Below are 21,191 nucleotides of genomic sequence, written 5' to 3' on the forward strand. Positions count from 1 at the left end.
GCCGGGGTTGGCGGGGTGTCGGGGTTGGCGGGGCGCCCGGGTCGGCGGGGTCGGCGGGGATGCCGGGTCGGTCGGGATGCCGGGGTCGGCAGGGCACCAGGTCGGCGGGGATGCCGGGGTTGGTCGGGATGCTGGGTCGGTCGGGATGCCGGGGTCGGCAGGGCACCCGGTTGGCTCGGATGCCGGGGTCGGCAGGGGGCCGGGTCGGTCGGGATGTCGCGTTGGCGGGGATGCCGGGGTCGGTCGGGGTGCCGAGGTCGGCGGGGCGCCAGGTTGGTCGGGATGCCGGGGTCGGCAAGGATGCCGGGTTGGCCGGGGCGCCTGGGGCGCCTGGGGCGGTGTGACGCCGGGTTGGCCGGGGTGTCGGGTTGGTCGGGGTGTCGGGTTCGGTCGGGGAGGCAGGTTCGTCAGGCCACGCGCGGGTGGGCGCGGCCGCCGTGGCGGGCCGAGGCGAGCAGGCCCTTCAGCGTGGTCAGCCAGCCGACGGCCACGAACGCCGCGCCGATCAGCAGGCCGACGGTCCCGTTGAGCGGCAGCACGATGCCGACGGCGCCGCCGAACACCCACGCCATCTGCAGCAGCGTCTCCGAGCGGGCGAACGCCGAGGTGCGCACCAGCTCCGGCACGTCCCGCTGGATCAGCGCGTCCAGCGCCAGCTTGGCCAGCGCCTGGGCGAACCCGGCGACGGCGGCCAGACAGGCCACCAGGAACGCCCCGAAGAACAGGGCGGCGACGATCGCCGTACCGAGCACCACCGCGACGACCGTCACGATGATGATCTCCGGGGCGCGTGATCTCAGCCAGGCCCCGACCGCCGTGCCCAGCGCGTTGCCCACCCCGGCGGCGACACCCACGATCCCGAGCGAGACCGCCGCGCTCTCCCCGGTCAGCGGATGCTCGCGCAGCAGGAAGGCCAGGAAGAAGATCAGGAAGCCGGACAGACAGCGCAGGGCCGCGTTGGCGCCGAGCGCGTGAGTGACGGCGGGCCCCACGGTCCGTAGCCCCGGCCGCCTCACCTGCTCCTTCCGCCGCTGCGACCCGTGCAGATGCTGCTCGTCGGCCGCGAGCAGTGCCCTGTCCTCGCCCTTGGCCGAGTCCACCTTGGGCGGCAGGGAGAACGACAGGAGCGTTCCCCCGACGAAGATCACGAAAGCGCCGTACAGCGGCCAGGGATCGCCGGCCTTGTGCAGCCCGGCCGCGACCGGCGCGGCGACACCGGTGGCCAGCAGCCCGGCCAGGGTGACCCGCGAGTTGGCCTTCACCAGCGAGAACCGGGGCGGCAGCAGCCGCGGTACGACCGCGCTGCGGACCACCCCGTACGCCTTCGACGCGACCAGCACCCCCAGCGCGGCGGGATACAGCTCCAGGCCGCCGCTCGCCACGGCGCCCGAGATCACGAGTGCGAGCAGGGCACGGGCCAGCATGGCCGCGGCCATCGCGGCGCGCCGCCCGTGCGGCAGCCGGTCGAGCAGGGGGCCGATCACGGGCGCGAGGACGGTGAAGGGCGCCATCGTGATGGCGAGGTACAGCGCGACCCGGCCGCGCGCCTCGTCCGTCGGCACCGAGAAGAACACCGTGGAGGCGAGCGCCACGGTGATCATGACATCGCCTGCGCCGTTCACCGCGTGCAGCTCGATCAGCTTGCCCAGCCCCGACTCGCCCGCGCCATGCGCGTGCGTGGCCTTGCGGATGCCCCGCGCGGTCCCGGTGACCGGAAAGTGCAGGGCACGCCCGACGGAGCGGACGGCGCCGCCGACCCGGCTCGTACCGCCACCCCGAACACCACGCCTGTCCGCGGTCACCACGTGCTTCATAGTGCCCCGAGAAGGCGGTGGATAGTGCGGTACGGCACGTACGTCATGGGTGCGCGGGTGCGAGAGAATGCCGAGTGGCGGTGACGAATCTCGTTCGGTGTAGCGTGCGTATCTCAGCCATAACGCAGAATGGATGGCAGAGGTGCGCCCGAGCGCGATCGGGAGCAGACGTCGATGCGGCCCCAAGGTCCGCTCCGTCCGCTTCACCGCTTTCAGGCAGCCGCACTCGACGAGACGGCGTAGGAGAGAAGCGATACCTGTGAGCGCAGCGACAACGCGAAGCCGCACCCCCGACCGTCTGTGCGCCGAGGCGGTCGATCTCGCCCGCGGTGCCGCCGAGGAGGCCGCCGCGCCCGGCGTGGTCGGCGAGCATGCCGGCCTGGTGTCCGAGGGCGACCGCGTTGTGACGCACTTCTTCGAGTGCAAGGAGCCGGGTTACCGCGGCTGGCGCTGGGCGGTGACCGTGGCCCGCGCCTCCCGCGCCAAGATCGTCACGCTCGACGAGGTGGTCCTCCTCCCCGGCCCCGACGCCCTGCTCGCCCCCGAGTGGGTCCCGTGGAGCGAGCGGTTGCGCCCCGGCGACCTCGGCCCCGGTGATCTGCTCCCCACCGACCAGGAGGACCTGCGCCTGGAGCCCGGCTACAGCGGCGAGGAGGAGCCGCTGCCGACCTCGGCGGTCTCGCACGAGATGGCGGAGCTGGCGGAGGCGGAGGACGCCGACGTCACCCCGGGCGCCCCGGCCGCCCAGCCCATGGTCCCCTCCCGGGGCTCGATCGCCTCCGTCGCCGAGGAACTGGGCATGCGCCGCGCCAGGGTGCTGTCCCGCTACGGCCTCCATGTCGCGGCGGACCGCTGGGAGGAGTCGTACGGCCCCAAGACCGCGATGGCCCAGGCCGCCCCGGCGACCTGTCTGACCTGTGGCTTCCTGAGCCCCATCGGCGGCTCCCTCGGCCAGGCCTTCGGCGTGTGCGCCAACGAGTTCTCCCCGGCCGACGGCCGGGTGGTCTCCCTGGCCTACGGCTGCGGCGGTCACTCGGAGGCCGCGGTCATGCCGAAGCCCCCGCAGCCGGCCCAGCCGGTCATCGACGAGACGCGGGTCGACCCCTTCCCCCTCCGCCCCGCCCGCGGCGCGGGCTCGGTCCCGGAGGCGGGCGACGAGGAGACCGCGGAACTGGGGCACTCGTAGTCGGCCACTCCAAAGCGACCGGCGACTGTCAACAGCGACCGGCGACTGTCAACGCTCGGATTGTGTGCCGCTCTGGTCCTTCTGGTCCTTGTAGAGCGGCAGGTTGTCCGTGGAGATCGTCCAGTCGCCGATCGTGACGTCCTCGCCGTAGACGAAGTCCTTGCGGGTCGCGTAGCGCGGACCGCCGGGGGTGGAGTGGATGTCGGTGAGGACGGCTCCGGTGCCGGTGCGGGGGTCGAAGACCGCGTAGACGGGGATACCCATGAGGGGGTAGTCGCGCATCTTGGTGACCCAGTCGTTGTCGGGGTTGGACTTGGAGACCACTTCGATGGCGGCAATGAGCGCGTGAGGGTCGATGGAGCCCTCGACGTCGAGGTCGGTCCACGCGATCACCATCACGTCGGGATGGCGCATGATGCCCTCTGGCTCGTCTTCCACATCGGGTGTACCGGTGTGGGCCAGCAACTCGTCCGGCATGATCCGTTCCAGACGGCGGCTGACGTGTGCTGCCGTGACCTCATGGGGCCCTCCCGGCGACATCATGTCGTGAACGATCCCTTCCTTGGTGATCTCGAACTTCCCGGGCAGGGCGTCGTCCATGGACTGAACGAAGTCCCGCAGGGTCCGGTACAGGTGGGAGCTGCCCTGCCGTGCGTTGTCCGGGGCGATGGTCATGGCGCTCGCTCCTCGTCGTCTGTGCCCAGGGGCAAGGATCGTCACGTTCATGCTAGGCGGGCGCCGGGAGACCGGATCGGCAGGCGAGGCACAGGCCGGGCTCGGGTGAGCGGAAGGCGCGGTCACAGCCTTCGCAGTTCCGGAGGGGGTGCCGGACCGTAGGCGGAGGTGCCGGGGCACGGAACGGGGGCAGAGGAGGCAGCTGCTCCGCCAGGCGGTGGGCCAGCAAGGCTGCCGGGCGGCACAGGGGCTCGGCTGGCAGGCCCGTGGTCAGGGCCCGGCGTACGGCCGTGGGCGTCACGTCCCGTTCCAGCCAGGCGGCGACGCCGGGCGCCAGGTGGGCCGTGTCGCGGACCGAGAGCAGGAGGCGGGAGTCGTGGCGGCGGAGGTCCGCGAGGAGGTCCGTGGCCTGCTGGATCAGGGCCGGGGAGGGGCAGGCCGGGCGCGGTAAGGGCGGGAGTGCCTTGCGGGGCGCCTTCTTCGGCCGCGCGGGCTTGGGCGCATGGTTGTCGGTACGGCGGCCCGGCTGGTTGCAGGAGACCGTGCGCGTGACGATACGGCCGCCGGGTCCGCGTTGGCGCTCGCGGCGCAGATAGCCGTACGTCTCCAGCTCCCGCAGGGCCGCCGCGATACGGGTCGCGCCCTCGGGGAAGCGGGCGGTGAGGGTCTTGATGTCGACGCGGGCGCCGGGCGGGAGGGACTGGATGTGCACGCCGAGCCCGATGGCGAGCGCCGACATTTTCGGGTGCTGGGCCAGGTGGTTGCCGACCACCGTGAAGTGGGAGGTGTGCCGGGCGTTGTCGTGGATCAGGCCGCCGGAGCCGGATTCACACCGCCGGTTCGGGTGGTTGTTGGCGACAATGCGGGACTGGGCGTGCACGGGCGCGCTAGGGTTCTGGGCATCCATCGGGAAGGGTTCGTCTTCCTAGGTGGTCAGGCCCTCGATCGGGATCGCTACTCCCGGCCGGGGGCCGTCGCTTTTCTGCGGTGGTCGCGCCGAGCGTAGAGCGCGGAACCAGGCACCACGCCAGCCGAGTTGGCGATGTTCACCCTCGTGAGTGAGTTTGCGCCGTGGGCGGGAGGGGTGGGGCTTGGTGAGGTGTTTTCTCCCTCGTGGTCCTTTGGCAAAGAGCGCCCCTTGGACCGCAGCACGGGTTTCCGCGTTGCGGTGGCAGAGCGACCTCGGCCCACACCGTCTTGCGCGGCGTCCGCCCCGGCGCGGTGCCCCAGCGGTCGGCCAGCGCCTCGACGAGGAGCAGCCCGCGCCCTGAGTCGGCGTCAGGGGCGGGTCGTCCGGTCCGGGGGAGTCGGTCACCCCTCGTGTCGGTCACCTCGATACGGAGGGTGTCGGCGACGACGTAGAGGGTCAGCCGGAAATCCCGTCCCGCCACCCGCCCGTGCGTGGCGGCGTTGGCCGCCAGTTCGGCGACGATCAGCTCCGCCGGGTCCAACGGGAAGCCCCAGGTGCGGAGTTGTTCCGTGGCGAGCAGACGGGCGAGGCGGGCGCCGCGTGGCGTGGCGGACAGCTGCGCGGTGAAGTTCGGGATGGGGGTGGAGATTTGCTGGTTCACATCACCGAGGGTGGCTGGGCGTGCGTACCGTGAACAGTGACGGAGTCGATACGTAGAGTGACTGTCTGAGTCTGTCCGGTCGTGTCCGGACTGTCGGGGCGGAGGTGTGCTGTGAACGAGGAAGAAGAGCCGGGCTGGGAGGTCGACCCGGACGACGAGTGGGGGCTCGCCGTTCTCGCGACGGTGGGGCGCCAGTTGAGGCTTAGGCGGGAGGCCGTGGGCATGCGCGCGGCCGACTTCGCCAAGGTCATCGGCTATAGCGAGGACATGGTCTATAAGGCGGAGGGCGGCAAGCGGATCCCTCGGCCCGAGTACCTGGACAAGGCGGACAGGGTCTTGAAGGCGGGCGGATTGATCGCCGCGATGAAGGAGGACGTGGAGAAGGTCCGGTATCCGAAGAAGGTTCGGGCGCTGGCGGGGCTGGAGGCGAAGGCGGTTGAGCTTCAGCTCTACGATCCGCTGAGCGTGCACGGGCTGTTGCAGACACCCGAGTACACCCGCGCGCTGCTCCTGATGCGGCGCCCTTCGTACAGCGACCAAGAAGTGGAGCGGTTCCTCGCCGCACGTGTAGCCCGTAAGGCCGTCTTCGAGCGGGACCCGGCGCCCGAGATCAGCTTCGTCCTGGAGGAGACGACGTTGCGACGACCGCTCGGCGGAAGGGCAGTACTGCACCGCCAGCTGGAACACATGCTTGAGGCGGGCGAATTGCGCAACGTCGAGCTTCAGGTAATGCCGATGGACCGCGAGGAGCACGCCGGAGTGGACGGGAGCATTGAGGTGCTGAAGTTCTCAGACGGCTCGGCGATCGGGCGTTCGCCCGCAGTTGCCAACGGCCGACCGGTCGACGAGCCCAGGCAGCTTCGTATCCTTGAGCTGCGGTACGGCATCATCCGGGCTCAGGCGCTCACTCCCCGTGAGTCGGCGTCCTTTATCAAGCAACTGCTGGGGGCAACATGATCCGCTGGTTCAAGAGCAGCTACAGCAGCGGCAGCGAAGGCGACTCCTGCGTCGAAGTTGCCCTGCACTGGGACATGGCCCCCACGCCCACCCCCGCCACCATCCACATCCGCGACTCCAAGCAATCCGACGGCCCCCGTCTCCACGTCGCCCCCGGCGCCTGGACGGAGTTCCTGGGCTACGCCGCCGGGCACTGAGTACAGATAACAGGCTGGACGGATGAACCGCACTGCTCCATAAGGGGGCCCGCGCCCAGTCGTTGAGCCCCGCAGGGACCCCGCTCCTCGATCATCGCCGCGTCGGCGCACGGCCGGCCTTGAGGCGAGGAGCGGCTCAATGGCGGATCGGAATGTCTCCCGGAAGCAGTCGAACCGGCGGCGCACCACGTGGGCCAGGGTCTGTGCGGGGGCCGCGGGCCTGGCACTGACCCTGGGGTTCCAGGGCACGGCAGCCGCGTCCGACAGACCCGCGCCTCCGCCGCCGAAGGGTGGGATCCTCGCCTTGCCCCTGGCGGGGGTCGGCGGGCTCCTCCACCCGGACGCGCCGCCGGCCGGGGCCGACGACTGGAGCTGCAAGCCCACGCGTGAGCATCCGCGCCCGGTCGTACTGCTGCACGGGACCTTCGCGAACGCCTACGACAACTGGGGCTTGATGTCCCCGTACCTGAAGCAGCTGGGCTACTGCGTCTTCGCTCCCGACTACGGCGGGGCGCCCGGCAACCCGGTCAAGGCCACCGCACACGTCCCGGTGTCCGCACAGCAGATCTCCGAGTACGTCGACCGCGTGCTCAAGGCCACCGGTGCCCGCCAGGTCGACCTCGTCGGGCATTCCCAGGGCGGCGGTCCCACGCCCCGCTGGTATCTGCGGTTCGACGGCGGCACGGATTCCGCGCACCCGGAGCGGAACAAGGTGCACAGCCTCATCGGTCTGGCGCCGTCCAACCACGGCACGACCGCCGACGGCGTCGGCACACTGGTCACCAAGCTGGGGCTCCGTGATCCCATGGGCCTCCTCCTCGGCCAGGCGGCCAAGGATCAGCTGGTCGGCTCCGAAGTGAACACGACGCTGGACCGGGACGGGGACACTCAGCCCGGGGTCGACTACACCGTCATCGCCACCCGGTACGACGAGGTCGCCACCCCCTACACGAACCAGTTCCTGAAGGCGGGACCGGGCGCGACCGTCAAGAACATCACGATCCAGGACATCTGCCCTCGGGACCTCGCCGAACACGTCGCGATGGCGTACGACTCCAACGCCGCCCAACTCGTCCGCAACGCCCTCGACCCCACCCACGCCCAGCCCGTCGACTGCAACCTGACCCTGCCGGTCCTCGGCGGCTGACCGGGCTCCGTCACCTCGGTTCCGTCTCGGTTCCGTCCTTGAAGGGGCTCGGTACACCCGGCCCGGCCAGGCGTACTGCCATGGTCGCCCTCGTCGCTGGTCATCGATCGACCCGCGGTCACTCCACCCGCCGCGCACCCGTCCAGGTTGCGGGCCTCCCCCGGCGCGGTACCTTCAGTCGTCGTCGACGAGGAGAGTGAACGTGAGCAAGTTCGTGCGGCCGGCGGCCGAGGGCGCCGACCCTTTCGGTACCGCCCGTCTGCGCCGTGGCGTGCTCGACGCCTGGGCGACCAGCCCTGCCCGGTTCCGTGAGGACGCCAACGCCGAGGAGGACCTGGTCCTCGGCGGCTACCGGGACCGGCTCGTCGTCGAGCTGGCCCAGAACGCCGCCGACGCCGCCGCGCGGGCGCGGGTGCCGGGGCAGCTGCGGCTCACCCTTCGCGACGGCGTGCTCGTGGCCGCCAACACCGGTGCCCCGCTGGACGCGGCCGGCGTCGAGTCGCTGTCCACGCTGCGGGCCTCCGCCAAGCGGGACACCGAGGTCGCCCAGGGTGCCGTCGGGCGGTTCGGGGTCGGGTTCGCCGCCGTACTCGCGGTGACGGACGAGCCGGCGATCGTGGGGCGGCACGGCGGTGTGCGCTGGTCCCTCGCCGAGGCGCGGGAGCTGGCCGCCGACACCGCCCGGCACAGCCCGGGGCTGGGGGACGAGGTCCGGCGCCGGGACGGGCATGTGCCGCTGCTCCGGCTGCCGTTCGCCGCCGAGGGCACCGCGCCGGACCCGTACGACACCGCGGTGATCCTGCCGCTGCGGGACACGGCCGCCGCCGATCTCGTCGAGCGGCTCCTCAACGCCGTCGACGACGCCCTGCTTCTCGCCCTTCCCGGCCTGCGGGAGGTCGTGGTGGAGGTCGGTGACGAGGCGCCGCGTACCCTCAGCCGCCGTACCGACGGCGCCTTCACGGTCGTGGAGGACTCCCGGAACGGCATCACGAACTGGCGTACCGCGTCCGGGCAGGGGCCGCTCACCCCCGATCTGCTCGCCGACCGCCCGGTGGAGGAGCGGCTGCGCCCGCACTGGACGGTGACCTGGGCCGTGCCCGTCGACGCCTACGGCGCCCCGGCCCGGCCCCGTACGGCCCCGGTCGTGCACGCGCCCACCCCCAGTGACGAGCACCTCGGCGTGCCCGCCCTCCTCATCGCCTCCTTCCCCCTCGACACCACCCGCCGGCACACGGCTCCCGGCCCGCTCACCGACTTCCTGGTGCAGCGCGCGGCCGACGCCTACGCCGGACTGCTCGCCGACTGGCGGCCGGTGAGCGAGGGGATCATCGACCTCGTGCCCGGGCCGCTCGGCAAGGGCGCGCTGGACGGGGCGCTGCGCCAGGCCGTGCTGGAGCGGCTGCCGAGAACCGCCTTTCTGCCGCCCGCCGTTCAGGGGCCGGGCGGCCCGGACGAGCTGCCGGAGGCCGTCCGGCCCCGGGACGCCGAGGTCGTGGAGGGCGCGGGGGCGGACACCGTACGCGTGCTCGCCGAGGTGTTGCCGACGCTGCTGCCCGCCGGTCTTGAGCGGCGGGCAGAGCTGCGCACCCTCGGGGTCGCCCGGCTGCCGCTCGCCGACGCCATCGACCGGCTCGCCGGGCTGGAGAAGGACCCCGAGTGGTGGTGGCGGCTCTACGACAGCCTCGCCGGGGTCGACCCGGACCGGCTGTCGGGGCTGCCGGTGCCGCTCGCCGACGGCCGGACCACCATCGGGCCCCGGCAGGTGCTGCTGCCCGCCCCGGACGCCGCCCGTATCGACCCGGACGTGCTCGGGCGGCTCGGGCTGAAGGTCGCCCACGAGGAGGCCGCGCATCCGCTGCTGGAGAAGCTGGGCGCGCTGCCCGCCACCCCGCGCGCGGTGCTCACCACCCCGCAGGTGCGGGCCGCCGTCGCCGTCTCGCTGGACGAGGAGGGCGCGATCGGGGGGTGGGAGGAGGACGCTCCGGACGCCGAAGAGCTGGCCGACACGGTCCTCGGGCTGGTGCGGGACGCGGGTCTGGAGCCCGGTGAGGAGCCCTGGCTGGGCGCCCTGGCCCTGCCCGACGAGGACGGGGAACTGGCCCCCGCGGGTGAACTCGTGCTTCCCGGCAGCCCCTTCGCCCGGGTGATCCGCGAGGACGAACTGGCCGCCGTGGACCACGACCTGGCCGAGAAGTGGGGCGAGCAGCCGCTGGCCGCCTGTGGTGTGCTCGCGAACTTCGCGCTCGTCCGCGCTACCGACGTCGTCCTCGACCCGGACGAACTGGAGCCCCGCGAGGGCGACTTCGCCGAGCCTGACGACGCCGGGCTGCTGGACGCCGTCGACGTGTGGAGCGAGGACCTCCTCGACCGCTTCCCGGACAGCCCGGTGCCGCCGGTCGCCACCGAGCTGGTCGCCGTACGCGATCTGGATCTGGTGGACGACGAGCAGTGGCCGCAGGCACTCGCGCTGCTCGCGCAGCCGCCGCTGCGGGACGCCCTCACCCAGCCCGTGCGGATCCTGCTGCCCGACGGCACCCACGAGGTCGTACGCCCCTACACGGCCTGGTGGCTGCGCGGGCACCCGGTGCTCGACGGGCGCCGGCCCGCCGGTCTCCTCGCGGCCGGCGGCGACCCGCTGCTGCGCGGTCTGTACGACGAGGCCGACGCGACCGGCTTCGAGGACGAGCAGGTGCTGCGGGCGCTGGGCGTACGGACCTCGGTGGCGGCCCTGCTGGACGAGCCCGGCGGCGCCGCCGAGCTGCTGGACCGGCTGGCCGACCCCGAGCGGCCGGTCACCCCGGCCCAACTGCACGGGCTCTACGGGGCGTTGGCGGAGCTGGACCCGGATCAGGTGACGCTGCCGGACGAGCTGCGGGCCGTGGTCGACGGGCGGGTGGAGGTCGTGGACGCGAGCGAGGCCGTCGTGGTCGACTCGCCGGACCTGCTGCCCTTCACCTCGGGAGTGCCGCTGCTGCCGGTCCGTCCGGCCCGCGCGGCTGAGCTGGCGGAGCTGTTCCAGGTGCGGCGGCTCAGCGAGTCCGTCACCGGCGAGGTGCACTCCGAGGGGACCGAGCACGAGGTGCCGGAGCCGGTACGGGCGCTGCTCGGGGCGCGCACGCCCCAGACGTACGTCGAGCACGAGGAACTCGTTGTCGACGCCGTGGAGATCGACTGGCGGCTCACCGACGACGGGGTGCTGCACGCGGCCACGCTGGAGGGTGTGGCGGCGGGGCTGGCGTGGTCGGCTGGTCAGTGGCCGCGGCGCTTCGAGGTGGCGGCCCTGCTGGAGGACCCGTCACGGACGGAGGAACTGGCCCGCGACCGCTGGTTCGACTGACGGCACGCCGCGGCCCCCGCCCAAGCGGGGCGCAACCTTCACGGTCTCGGGCAAGCTGACCCGCGCCGACTGGGAGAAGCACACGTACAGCCCGGTCGGCGGCCAGTCCGTCACGCTTCAGTTCCGCGAGGCGGGCAGCGGTTACTGGCGCTACAGCTACGCCGGTATCTCGACCGCCCCGGGCGTCAGCGCCACGGGTGTCTACGCCGGCGTGAAGTGATCTGACACCCCAAGGGGCGTGGGGAACTGCGCGGCCAGCCACAACGCACGCGCGGTTCCCCACCGGCCTCAGCCGGGAAACCGCCGGTCCACCCACTTCCACAGAAACTCCAGCGCGGCCGACCCCACCACCGCGATGCCGACGGCAGTCCACGGCATAGTGACCCCCACCAGCTTCAGCGCGAAGAAGCTCTGCAGCGCCGGCACGGCGAGGATGAACACGAACGCCAGGCCCATCGACGCCACCAGCAGCACCCGCCACCATGTGTAGGGCCGGGCGATGATCGCCAGGATCCACATGGAGATCAGGAAGAGCGTCAGGGTGGCCGCGCTCGTCTCGGCGCTCAACCGGACCGGCCCGGTGTAGTAGTCACGGGCGATCAGGTACGTCACGAAGGTCGCTGCTCCGGCCACCACGCCGCCCGGGATCGAGTACCGCATGACCCTGCGCACGAAGTGGGGTTTCGCCCGCTCCTTGTTGGGCGCGAGGGCCAGGAAGAACGCGGGGACGCCGATGGTGAGGGTGGACAGAAGGGTCAAGTGCCTCGGCAGGAAGGGATATTCGACCTGCCAGCAGACCACCAGCACCGCCAGCAGCACCGAGTAGACCGTCTTCACCAGGAACAGCGTCGCCACGCGCGTGATGTTGCCGATCACCCGGCGCCCCTCGCCGACCACCGACGGCAGGCTCGCGAAGCTGTTGTTCAGCAGCACGATCTGCGCCACCGCCCGTGTCGCCTCCGAGCCGGAGCCCATGGCGACCCCGATGTCGGCGTCCTTCAGCGCGAGCACGTCGTTCACACCGTCGCCGGTCATCGCGACCGTGTGCCCGTACGACTGCAGCGCCCCGACCATGTCCCTCTTCTGCTGCGGGGTGACCCGCCCGAAGACGGTCCCTTCGTCCAGCGCTTCCGCCATTCCGGCCGGGTCGGCGGGCAGCCGCCGCGCGTCCACCGTCGTACCTTCGAGGCCCAGCTTGGCGGCGACCGCGCCGACCGAGACCGCGTTGTCGCCGGAGATGACCTTGGCGCGCACGTTCTGGTCCGCGAAGTAGCGCAGCGTTTCCGCCGCGTCGGGCCGCAGCCGCTGCTCCAGGACGACGAGGGCGGTGGGGTGGGCGCCGTGCGCGGGTTCGGTGTCGTCCAGGTCGCGGCTCGCGCGGGCCAGCAGCAGGACCCGCAGCCCCTGCTCGTTGAGGCGCTCGGTTTCGGCCAGTGCCGGGTCGCGGTCGGCGAGGAGGACGTCCGGGGCGCCGAGCAGCCAGGTGCTGATCTCGCCGTCGGCCTCGCTGAACGCGGCCCCGCTGTACTTGCGGGCCGAGGAGAACGGCAGCGACTCGACACAGCGCCAGTCCTCGCTGTCCGGGTAGGCGTCGATGATCGCCTGGAGGGAGGCGTTGGGGCGTGGATCGGACTCGCCGAGCGCGCCGAGCACCTTGCGTACGTGCGTCTCGTCCGCCCCGTCCAGCATCCGCAGCTCGCTGACGTCCATGCCGCCCTCGGTGAGCGTGCCGGTCTTGTCCAGGCAGACGGTGTCGACGCGGGCCAGCCCCTCGATCGCCGGCAGCTCCTGGACCAGGCACTGTTTACGGCCGAGCCGGATGACGCCGATCGCGAAGGCGACGGAGGTGAGCAGCACCAGTCCCTCCGGGACCATCGGTACGACTCCGCCGACGGTCCGCGCCACCGCGTCCTTGAGTCCGTTGCTCTTGACGACGAGCTGGGTGATGACGAGTCCTACGGCCGCCGGGACCATCATCCAGGTGACGTACTTGAGGATCGTGGAGATGCCGGTGCGCAGCTCGGAGTGGACCAACGTGAAGCGGGAGGCCTCCTCGGCGAGCTGGGCCGCGTAGGCCTCGCGGCCGACCTTGGCCGCCTGGAAGGCGCCGCCGCCCGCGACCACGAAGCTGCCGGACATGACCTGGTCGCCGGGGCGTTTGACGACGGGATCGGCCTCACCGGTCAGCAGCGACTCGTCGATCTCCAGCCCGTCGGCCTCGGCGCACACACCGTCTACGACGATCTTGTCCCCGGGTCCGATCTCGATGAGATCGTCGAGCACGATCTCACTGGTGGCGACTTCGACGGCGGCCCCGTCCCTGCGCACCGTCGGCCGGGCCTCCCCGATGACCGCGAGCGAGTCGAGGGTCTGCTTGGCCCGCCACTCCTGGACGATGCCGATCCCGGTGTTGGCGAGGATCACGAAGCCGAACAGGCTGTCCTGGATCGGCGCGACGAACAGCATGATCACCCAGAGCACGCCGATGATCGCGTTGAACCGGGTGAAGACGTTCGCCCGGACGATCTCCCCGAGCGACCGGCTGCTGCGCACGGGCACGTCGTTGACCTGGCCGCGCTGGACGCGGTCCGCTACTTCAGCACCGGTCAGCCCTGCCGACCCGCTCGCCGGCAGGGCCACCGGATGAACGGGGTCGAGTTCCGCGCCCGCGTCTATGTGGGTCATGTAATCGACGGTACGTGCGGACTTACCGACCCGCCCACCCGACTCGGTCGGCGGGAAAGGGAACGTTCGGGGGGCGGAGCCCCGAGGGGCCCAACCGCAGCTGACCGCGCTATTCGGCCGACGTCGACCGAAGCTCCGCCGCCCTCTTGAGCGCGGCGTCCCGCTTCCTGACGTACCAGATGCCGATCAGCCCCAGCCCGCCCCCGGCCAGGCAGGTCCACAGCCACCACAGATGGCCGTGGTCGTCGAACCACCCGTAGAAGGGGAGCTGGATCAGGAAGAGGGCGAACCACCCGATCGTGCCGCCGGTGATCGTGGCGACCACGGGCCCTTCCAGGGGCTCCGGCGCCTCGTGCTTGGGGGTCCACTTAGCCATGCGCACAGCTTAAGCGCCCCGGTTCGCCCGCTGAGGAGCCGTTGTCTACGCGCGGAGATAGCGAACTCACAGTCATACCTTCATACTGAAACCGTTTGTCTTTGACCACTTCTGCTCGTATGAAACTCCAACAGGGCTCGGGGGAACCCCATTGGTGATGAGGTCCCGCATGTCCACCTCGGCCCCCGCCAAGGTCCCCACCCCCGAAGTGCCGGGCGGTACGCCGGCCCAGGGCGCGCTCGACCGCTACTTCAAGATCTCCGAGCGCGGCAGCTCCGTCGCCCGCGAGATCCGCGGCGGTTTCGCCACCTTCTTCGCGATGGCGTACATCATCGTGCTGAACCCGATCATCCTCGGCAGTGCGAAGGACATGTACGGGCACCACCTGGACAACGGTCAGCTGGTGACGGCGACCGTGCTGACGGCCGCGTTCGCCACGCTCCTGATGGGCGTCATCGGCAACGTCCCGATCGCGCTCGCCGCCGGCCTCGGTGTGAACTCGGTCGTGGCGCTCCAGCTGGCGCCCCGGATGTCCTGGCCGGACGCCATGGGCATGGTGGTTCTGGCCGGTTTCGTGGTCATGCTGCTGGTCGCCACGGGTCTGCGCGAGCGCGTGATGAACGCCGTGCCGTTCGGACTGCGCAAGGCGATCTCGATCGGTATCGGCCTGTTCATCATGCTGATCGGCCTGGTCGACTCCGGTTTTGTCTCCCGTATCCCGGACAAGGCGGACACCACCGTCCCGCTGCAACTCGGCGTGGGCGGTCATCTGCACGGCTGGCCGGTGCTCGTGTTCATCCTCGGCGCGCTGCTCACCTTCGTGCTGATCGTCCGCAGGACACCGGGCGCGATCCTGATCTCGATCGTCGGCATGACCGTCCTCGCGCTGGTCATCAACGCCGTCACCACGGTCCCGTCCTGGGGCCTGACGGTCCCGAAGTGGCCGGGCAACCCGGTCTCCACCCCCGACTTCGGCCTGGTCGGCCACGTCAGCCTGTTCGGCGGCTTCTCCAAGGTCGGCCTGCTGACCGGCATCCTCTTCGTCTTCACGGTCCTGCTGTCGTGCTTCTTCGACGCGATGGGCACGATCATGGGCGTCAGTGACGAGGCCAAGCTGACCGACGCCCAGGGCTATATGCCGGGCATCAACCGGGTCCTGTTCATCGACGGCCTCGCGGTCGCGGCGGGCGGCGCCAGCTCCTCCTCGGCCACGACCGCGTTCGTCGAGTCCACGGCCGGCGTCGGCGAGGGCGCCCGGACGGGCCTCGCGAACGTCGTCACCGGTGGTCTCTTCGCCGTCGCCCTCTTTCTCACCCCGGTCGCCACGATGGTCCCCTCGCAGGCGGCCACCCCGGCGCTGATCGCGGTCGGCTTCCTGATCCTGTCGAACTCGATCAAGGAGATCGACTGGGCCGACTACACCATCGCGATCCCGGCGTTCGTGACGATGCTGATGATGCCGTTCACGTACTCGATCACCAACGGCATCGGCATGGGCTTCATCACCTTCGTGGTGCTGCGCCTCGCGGCCGGCCGGTTCCGGGAGATCCCGGTCCCGATGTACCTCGTCTCGGCGGTCTTCGCCTTCTACTACCTGATGCCGGCCCTGGGCCTGACGTGAGGTCTCAGTTGACGCCGTAGAACTTTTCCGTCTCCTCGACGGCGGTCTGGAACCGCTGGTCGAAGTCGTCCCGAATGAGCGTGCGGACCACATAGTCCTGCACGCTCATTCCTCTTTTCGCCGCGTGATGGCGGAGCCGTTCGAGCAGCTCTCCGTCCATGCGCAGGCTGAGCACGCTGGTCCCCATGGACACGAGGGTCTCTGTACTTATCCGGCCAGTGCGTCACGTTCCGCGCATCGATCACCCATATGAGTGATATCCGGGTTCAGTGGCCAGGGTCACGGGCATACGGCGTGTTTTCCGTGGTCTTTAGGGAGAGTAATGAGTTACTCTAAACAACATGCCGGACCTTACCCATGGCGACGACGCTGCCGCCGTGAACTCCCTCCGCTCCGCCGTGATGCGGTTGTCCCGTCGGCTCAAGCACCAGCGGGTCGACGAGTCCCTGAGTCCCACCGAGATGTCGGTGCTCGGCACCCTCTTCCGCTGCGGCTCGGCCACACCGGGCGAGCTCGCTCGCAAGGAGCACGTCCAGCCGCCGTCGATGACCCGTATCGTCGCGCTGCTCGAAGCCAAGGGGCTGGTCCGGCTGGAGCCGCACCCCGAGGACCGGCGCCAGAAGGTCGTCACCCAGACCGAGCAGGCCGAGGCGATGCTTGAGGAGAGCCGCCGCAAGCGCAACGCTTTCCTGGCCGGCCTGGTCGAGGGCCTCGACGAGGACGAGTGGGCCGCACTGCGCGCCGCCGCCCCCGTGCTGGAGAAGCTCGCACACCTGTAAACCCCGCAACGAGGAGGCGAACCCACTTTGAGTACGGGACCCGGAGCACCTTCCGCCCCCGCACCGACCGCACCTACGACCCCCGCTTCCCGCAAGTCCTCGATGTTCAGCTCGCTGAAGGTCAGGAACTACCGGCTGTTCTTCATAGGCCAGGTCGTCTCCAACACCGGCACCTGGATGCAGCGCATCGCCCAGGACTGGCTCGTCCTCAGCCTCACCGGCTCCTCCGCGGCCGTGGGCATCACGACGGCCCTGCAGTTCCTGCCGATGCTCCTCTTCGGTCTCTACGGCGGTGTCCTGGTCGACCGCCTCCCCAAGCGCCCCACCCTGCTGATCACGCAGGCCTCGATGGCCGTCGCCGGCCTCGCGCTGGCCGCGCTGACCCTCACCGGCCAGGTCCAGGTCTGGCACGTCTACGTCGCCGCGTTCGCCGTCGGCCTCGCCACGGTGCTCGACAACCCGGCCCGTCAGTCCTTCGTCTCCGAGATGGTCGGCCCCGAGCAGTTGCAGAACGCGGTCAGCCTGAACTCGGCGAACTTCCAGTCCGCCCGCCTGGTCGGCCCCGCCGTCGCAGGGCTGATGATCACCAGTGTGGGCACCGGCTGGGCGTTCCTCGCCAACGGCCTGTCCTTCGCGGCGCCCATCGCCGGCCTGCTCCTGATGCGCTCCCGTGAGCTGCACGTCGTCCGGCGCGCCCCGCGCGGCAAGGGCCAGCTGCGGGAAGGCCTGCAGTACGTGGCCGGCCGCCCGGAGCTGATCTGGCCGATCGTCCTGGTCGGTTTCATCGGCACCTTCGGCTTCAACTTCCCGGTGTGGCTGTCGGCCTACGCCGAGCACGTCTTCCATGCCGGCGCGAGCGGCTACAGCCTCTTCAACACCCTGACGGCCGCGGGCTCCCTGGCCGGCGCCCTGCTGGCCGCCCGGCGCGGCACGGCCCGGCTGCGCATCCTGATCGCCGCCGCGCTGGCCTTCGGCGCGCTGGAGACCGTGGCCGCGCTGGCACCGTCGTACTGGCTGTTCGCGCTGCTCATGGTCCCGATCGGGATCTTCGGCCTCACGGTCAACGTCACGGCGAACACCGCGGTCCAGATGGCCACCGACCCGGCCATGCGCGGCCGGGTGATGGCCCTGTTCATGATGGTGTTCATGGGTGGTACGCCGCTGGGCGCGCCGGTCGTCGGCTGGATCACCGACACCTACGGCGCACGGGTCGGCTTCGCTGTCGGCGGCGTCGTGTCGGCCGCGGCGGCGGGCGTGATCGGTCTGGTCCTGGCCCGCATCGGCGGACTGCGGCTGGCGGTGGGCTGGCATCACGGCCACCCGCGGGTCCGGTTCGTCCCGCGCGGAGAGCGGGAGGAGTTGGCCACGGCGGCCTAGGAGCCACAGGAGAGGCGGTGGCGCATCCCCGTAGGGACGCGTGTCTGCGTGTCGATCGTGGGTGCGATTGACATCTTATGAGATGACTTCTGCGTATACGTCCCATTTGGAACGCGCGCAACAGGAGCATCCGCATGACATCGCAGGCATCACCGGCATCGCCCCCAAGACCCCGCTCCCGTGTACGACTGCTGGCGGCGGCCGCACTGACCCTGGGCGTGGTCGGTGCGCTCGCCGTCGCCGCGCCGTCCGGGGCCGTGGACGGGCCGCGCGGGCTCGACCACGGCTTCCGGGAGCGCGACCTCGTCTCCGACCTCCAGAACCGAGCGGAACGGCAGGACCCGAACCTGGTGAACCCCTGGGGGCTGGTGCGCACGTCGGACGGCGCGATCAGGGTCTCCAACAACGGAACCAGCACGTCCACGGTGTACGCGGGCGCCCGGGACGACCGGCCGGTCACCTTCCTCTCGCCCGTCGTGCAGCTCCCCGCCAACGCCGACCCGACCGGGGTCGTACGCAACGACACCGACGACTTCCGCTTCACCGCCTCCGGAAGATCCGGCCCCGCGCGCTTCATCTACGCCGGGGAGAACGGCGGCCTCTTCGCCTTCAACCCGCGGGTGCTCCCGACGACCGGCGTCCAGGTCGCCCAGGAGGACAACGCCGTCTTCAAGGGCCTGACGCTCGTGGACTGCGCGGACAGGGACACGAAGAAGGACCGGCGCGGCAAGGACGACGCGGGGGAGCGGCGGCACTCGCGCATCCTCGTCGCGAACTTCCGCGACGCGCGCATCGACGCCTTCGACACCCACTTCACCCTGGTGAGGCAGCCCGCCGGCGCGTTCCGGGACCCGAGCATCCCCGCGGGCTTCGCGCCCTTCGACGTCAAGAACATCGACGACAGGATCTTCGTCACCTACGCCCTCCAGAACGCGGAGAAGCACGACGACGTCGCCGGACCGGGCAACGGCTTCATCGACGTGTTCAGCACCCGGGGCAAGCTGCTCCAGCACTTCGCGCGCCGGGGCGTGCTCAACTCACCGTGGGGCCTGGAGGTGGCGCCCAAGGGGTTCGGGAAGTTCGCCGGCGACCTCCTCGTCGGCAACTTCGGCGACGGCCACATCAACGTGTTCGACCTGCGAACCGGCCGGTTCGCAGGAACCCTGGACCAGCCCAACGGGCAGCCGATCGTGATCAACGGCCTGTGGGGGCTGCAACGGGGCACCGCCAGGTCCGGCGGCGAGGACAGCGTCTGGTTCGCCGCGGGCATCAACGACGAGAACAACGGGCTGCTCGGCACCCTGCGCGCCGCGCGCTGACCCCTCACCCCACCCCGGGTGCTCGCCGGGCGGTCACACCCGCCGGGCGAGCACCCGGCCCGGCCAGTCGTTCTGCTCGCCGGAGGCGTACGTCTGCGTCGGAGCGAAGCCGTTGGCCTCGTAGAAGGCGACCAGCTTGCGGTCGTCACCGGCGTAACAGTCCACGCGCAGCAGACCGACCCCGGCCCGCCGGGTCACCTCGGCCGCGTGCGCGAGCAGGGGACAGGTAGTCGCCGGGCGCGTCGCTGAGGGTGAGGGTGGCGGCCGGTACGCCGTCGACCCACCTGCCATTCCCTGAGCGTCATGAAGGTCATCATGCCCACCGGTGTCTGCGAAGGTGAAGGCATGAGACTCTTCGCCGCGGTGCTCCCTCCGGAGAACGTCGTCCATGAGCTCGCCGTCGAGGTCGCCAAGCTGAAGAGGCTGCCCGACTCGGAAAGGCTGCGCTGGACCAACCGCCCCGGCTGGCACTTCACGCTGGCCTTCTACGGCGAGGTCGCCGACGACGTCGTACCGGACCTGTCGGACCGCCTGGCCCGCGCGGCCCACCGCACCACCCCCTTCGACCTGGCCCTCTCCGGCGGCGGCCAGTTCGGACACGGCAAGGCCCTGTGGACGGGCGGCTACGGCGACGTACAGGCGCTGCGGCTGCTGGCCGACCGGGCGGAGTCGGCGGGGCGGAAGGCGGGCGTACGGATGGGGGAGCACCGGCAGTACAAGGCCCACCTGACGGTGGCGCGGAGCCGGGACGGCGTCGACACCCGGCCCTACGTCCACGCGCTCGCGGAGTTCACCAGCAGTACCTGGACCGTGGGCGAGCTGGTACTGGTGCGCAGCAATCTGCCGCGGTCCGGGGTGGCGGGGGAGCAGCCGCGGTACGAGGCGGTTGCCTGCTGGCAGCTTGGCGCCGGCCGCTAGGCTCGACGGCGTGGAACCTAAGACTCGGAACCGGATCATGGCCGGTGTGCTTGTGCTGATGTTTGTGGTGGTGGCTGTTTCGGCGGCTGTCAGGTAGAGGTTTGTCGCCTCAGGGGCGGGGGACTGCGGCCGTCAGGCGGCTGCGGGCTGTCAGTGGCTTGTCGCGCCCCGCGGCGGGGCCGCATATTGAATGCGGCCCCGCGCCCCTGGGCGGGTCCGCCCCTCCGGCGTTACCAGGCGAAGGCCTCCGGGGACGGGCCCGGGCCCGGGAAGACCTCGTTCAAGCCGCTCAGCAGGTCCTCGTTCAGGTCCAGCTCGATCGCCCTGAGCGCGGAGTCCAGCTGGTCGGCCGTGCGCGGACCGACGATGGGGCCGGTCACACCCGGGCGGGTCAGCAGCCAGGCCAGGGCCACCTCGCCGGGCTGCAGGCCGTGCTTGTCGACCAGGTCCTCGTACGCCTGGACCTGGGCGCGGGCGACGGGGTCCTTCAGGGTGTCGGCGGCCCGGCCGGAGGCTCGGCGACCGCCCTGGACCTCCTTCTTGATGATTCCGCCGAGCAGTCCGCCGTGCAGCGGCGACCACGGGATGACACCGAGGCCGTACTCCTGCGCGGCCGGGATGACCTCCATCTCGGCGCGCCGCTCGGCGAGGTTGTACAGGCACTGCTCGCTGACCAGGCCGATGGTGCCGCCGCGGCGGGCCGCGATCTCGTTGGCCTGGGCGATCTTGTAGCCGGGGAAGTTGCTGGACCCCGCGTAGAGGATCTTGCCCTGCTGGACCAGGGTGTCGATCGCCTGCCAGATCTCCTCGAACGGGGTGTCCCGGTCGATGTGGTGGAACTGGTAGAGGTCGATGTGGTCGGTCTGCAGCCGCTTCAGGCTGGCGTCCACGGCCCGGCGGATGTTCAGCGCGGAGAGCTTGTCGTGGTTGGGCCAGGCGGCCTGGCCGTCGGGGGCCATGTTGGCGTAGACCTTGGTGGCGAGGACCACCTTGTCGCGGCGCTCGCCTCCCTTGGCGAACCAGTTGCCGATGATGGTCTCGGTCCGCCCCTTGTTCTCACCCCAGCCGTACACGTTGGCGGTGTCGAAGAAGTTGATGCCTGAGTCCAGCGCCGCGTCCATGATGGCGTGGCTGTCGGCTTCGTCGGTCTGCGGCCCGAAGTTCATCGTCCCGAGGACGAGCCGACTGACCTTGAGTCCCGTGCGTCCTAGCTGCGTGTACTTCATGGTCCA

General features: G+C 70.9%; 18 protein-coding genes and 1 pseudogene. 10 read left to right on the top strand and 9 right to left on the bottom strand.

Going from position 1 to position 21,191, the window contains the following annotated elements; translation table 11 throughout:
• Nucleotides 1-407: 407 nt before the first annotated feature.
• Nucleotides 408-1,814 carry an MFS transporter gene (locus AV521_RS11280; protein ID WP_076087135.1) on the bottom strand — a complete coding sequence of 469 codons (1,407 nt, stop codon included), beginning with the start codon at nt 1,812-1,814 and terminating at the stop codon, nt 408-410.
• Nucleotides 1,815-2,073: 259 nt separating this feature from the next.
• On the opposite strand from AV521_RS11280, the gene AV521_RS11285 reads away from it, so the two are divergent.
• On the top strand, nt 2,074-3,000 hold the full coding sequence (locus AV521_RS11285) for a DUF3027 domain-containing protein (protein WP_076087137.1): 927 nt from the start codon (nt 2,074-2,076) through the stop codon (nt 2,998-3,000).
• Nucleotides 3,001-3,048: 48 nt separating this feature from the next.
• Here the strand turns inward: AV521_RS11285 and AV521_RS11290 are convergent, their stop codons facing one another.
• From AV521_RS11290 to AV521_RS11300, 3 genes are all read right to left on the bottom strand, one after another.
• Complete coding sequence (locus AV521_RS11290; protein WP_023549370.1) at nt 3,049-3,675, bottom strand: Uma2 family endonuclease; 627 nt, start codon at nt 3,673-3,675, stop codon at nt 3,049-3,051.
• A gap of 52 nt (nt 3,676-3,727) precedes the next feature.
• Nucleotides 3,728-4,582, bottom strand: coding sequence for a helix-turn-helix domain-containing protein (locus AV521_RS11295; RefSeq protein WP_076087138.1), 855 nt, complete (start codon nt 4,580-4,582; stop codon nt 3,728-3,730).
• Nucleotides 4,583-4,721: 139 nt separating this feature from the next.
• Complete coding sequence (locus tag AV521_RS11300; protein ID WP_076087139.1) at nt 4,722-5,246, bottom strand: ATP-binding protein; 525 nt, start codon at nt 5,244-5,246, stop codon at nt 4,722-4,724.
• A 111-nt stretch (nt 5,247-5,357) separates the two neighbouring features.
• Here AV521_RS11300 and AV521_RS11305 point away from each other — a divergent pair, with 111 nt between their 5' ends.
• From AV521_RS11305 to AV521_RS11320, 4 genes are all read left to right on the top strand, one after another.
• Nucleotides 5,358-6,203: a helix-turn-helix transcriptional regulator gene (locus tag AV521_RS11305; RefSeq protein ID WP_076087141.1), complete on the top strand. Its 846-nt coding sequence runs from the start codon at nt 5,358-5,360 to the stop codon at nt 6,201-6,203.
• Nucleotides 6,200-6,400 carry a DUF397 domain-containing protein gene (locus tag AV521_RS11310; protein WP_076087143.1) on the top strand — a complete coding sequence of 67 codons (201 nt, stop codon included), beginning with the start codon at nt 6,200-6,202 and terminating at the stop codon, nt 6,398-6,400. Before AV521_RS11305 ends, AV521_RS11310 begins: the two co-directional genes overlap by 4 nt.
• 139 nt (nt 6,401-6,539) lie before the next feature.
• Nucleotides 6,540-7,547 carry a triacylglycerol lipase gene (locus tag AV521_RS11315; RefSeq protein ID WP_076087145.1) on the top strand — a complete coding sequence of 336 codons (1,008 nt, stop codon included), beginning with the start codon at nt 6,540-6,542 and terminating at the stop codon, nt 7,545-7,547.
• A gap of 202 nt (nt 7,548-7,749) precedes the next feature.
• Entirely contained in the window at nt 7,750-10,884 is a 3,135-nt protein-coding gene (locus AV521_RS11320) for a sacsin N-terminal ATP-binding-like domain-containing protein (protein WP_076087147.1), read from the top strand.
• Between the two features lie 288 nt (nt 10,885-11,172).
• On the opposite strand, the gene AV521_RS11325 is transcribed toward AV521_RS11320, so the two are convergent.
• Together AV521_RS11325 and AV521_RS11330 are read right to left on the bottom strand one after the other, a co-directional pair.
• Nucleotides 11,173-13,569: a cation-translocating P-type ATPase gene (locus AV521_RS11325; protein WP_076087149.1), complete on the bottom strand. Its 2,397-nt coding sequence runs from the start codon at nt 13,567-13,569 to the stop codon at nt 11,173-11,175.
• A gap of 109 nt (nt 13,570-13,678) precedes the next feature.
• A complete protein-coding gene (locus AV521_RS11330; RefSeq protein WP_076087151.1) occupies nt 13,679-13,945 on the bottom strand; it encodes a DUF2530 domain-containing protein in 267 nt (88 codons plus the stop codon).
• A gap of 169 nt (nt 13,946-14,114) precedes the next feature.
• Between AV521_RS11330 and AV521_RS11335 the strand changes: the two genes are divergently transcribed.
• Nucleotides 14,115-15,566 carry an NCS2 family permease gene (locus AV521_RS11335; protein WP_076087153.1) on the top strand — a complete coding sequence of 484 codons (1,452 nt, stop codon included), beginning with the start codon at nt 14,115-14,117 and terminating at the stop codon, nt 15,564-15,566.
• Nucleotides 15,567-15,570: 4 nt separating this feature from the next.
• Here AV521_RS11335 and AV521_RS11340 read toward each other — a convergent pair whose 3' ends face one another.
• Nucleotides 15,571-15,753, bottom strand: a complete 183-nt coding sequence (locus AV521_RS11340) for a ribbon-helix-helix protein, CopG family (protein ID WP_031225504.1) — start codon at nt 15,751-15,753, stop codon at nt 15,571-15,573.
• Nucleotides 15,754-15,907: 154 nt separating this feature from the next.
• Here AV521_RS11340 and AV521_RS11345 point away from each other — a divergent pair, with 154 nt between their 5' ends.
• The 3 genes from AV521_RS11345 to AV521_RS11355 all read left to right on the top strand — a co-directional run bounded on the left by AV521_RS11345 (nt 15,908) and on the right by AV521_RS11355 (nt 19,041).
• Nucleotides 15,908-16,345 (top strand): MarR family winged helix-turn-helix transcriptional regulator, encoded by a 438-nt coding sequence (locus tag AV521_RS11345; RefSeq protein ID WP_076087155.1) that lies wholly within the window; start codon nt 15,908-15,910, stop codon nt 16,343-16,345.
• A gap of 27 nt (nt 16,346-16,372) precedes the next feature.
• Complete coding sequence (locus AV521_RS11350; RefSeq protein ID WP_107480874.1) at nt 16,373-17,722, top strand: MFS transporter; 1,350 nt, start codon at nt 16,373-16,375, stop codon at nt 17,720-17,722.
• A 134-nt stretch (nt 17,723-17,856) separates the two neighbouring features.
• Nucleotides 17,857-19,041, top strand: a complete 1,185-nt coding sequence (locus AV521_RS11355; RefSeq protein ID WP_076087158.1) for a TIGR03118 family protein — start codon at nt 17,857-17,859, stop codon at nt 19,039-19,041.
• Between the two features lie 33 nt (nt 19,042-19,074).
• On the opposite strand, the pseudogene AV521_RS46495 reads toward AV521_RS11355, so the two are convergent.
• A pseudogene (locus AV521_RS46495) lies at nt 19,075-19,321 on the bottom strand (GNAT family N-acetyltransferase); the annotation flags it as partial.
• Nucleotides 19,322-19,386: 65 nt separating this feature from the next.
• Here AV521_RS46495 and thpR point away from each other — a divergent pair.
• A complete protein-coding gene (gene thpR, locus AV521_RS11360) occupies nt 19,387-19,959 on the top strand; it encodes an RNA 2',3'-cyclic phosphodiesterase (protein WP_076087463.1) in 573 nt (190 codons plus the stop codon).
• A gap of 230 nt (nt 19,960-20,189) precedes the next feature.
• Here the strand turns inward: thpR and AV521_RS11365 are convergent, their stop codons facing one another.
• Nucleotides 20,190-21,185 carry an aldo/keto reductase gene (locus AV521_RS11365; protein ID WP_076087160.1) on the bottom strand — a complete coding sequence of 332 codons (996 nt, stop codon included), beginning with the start codon at nt 21,183-21,185 and terminating at the stop codon, nt 20,190-20,192.
• Nucleotides 21,186-21,191 lie beyond the last annotated feature (6 nt).

The sequence above is a fragment of the Streptomyces sp. IMTB 2501 genome, from assembly GCF_001953885.1.
GTDB lineage: Bacteria > Actinomycetota > Actinomycetes > Streptomycetales > Streptomycetaceae > Streptomyces.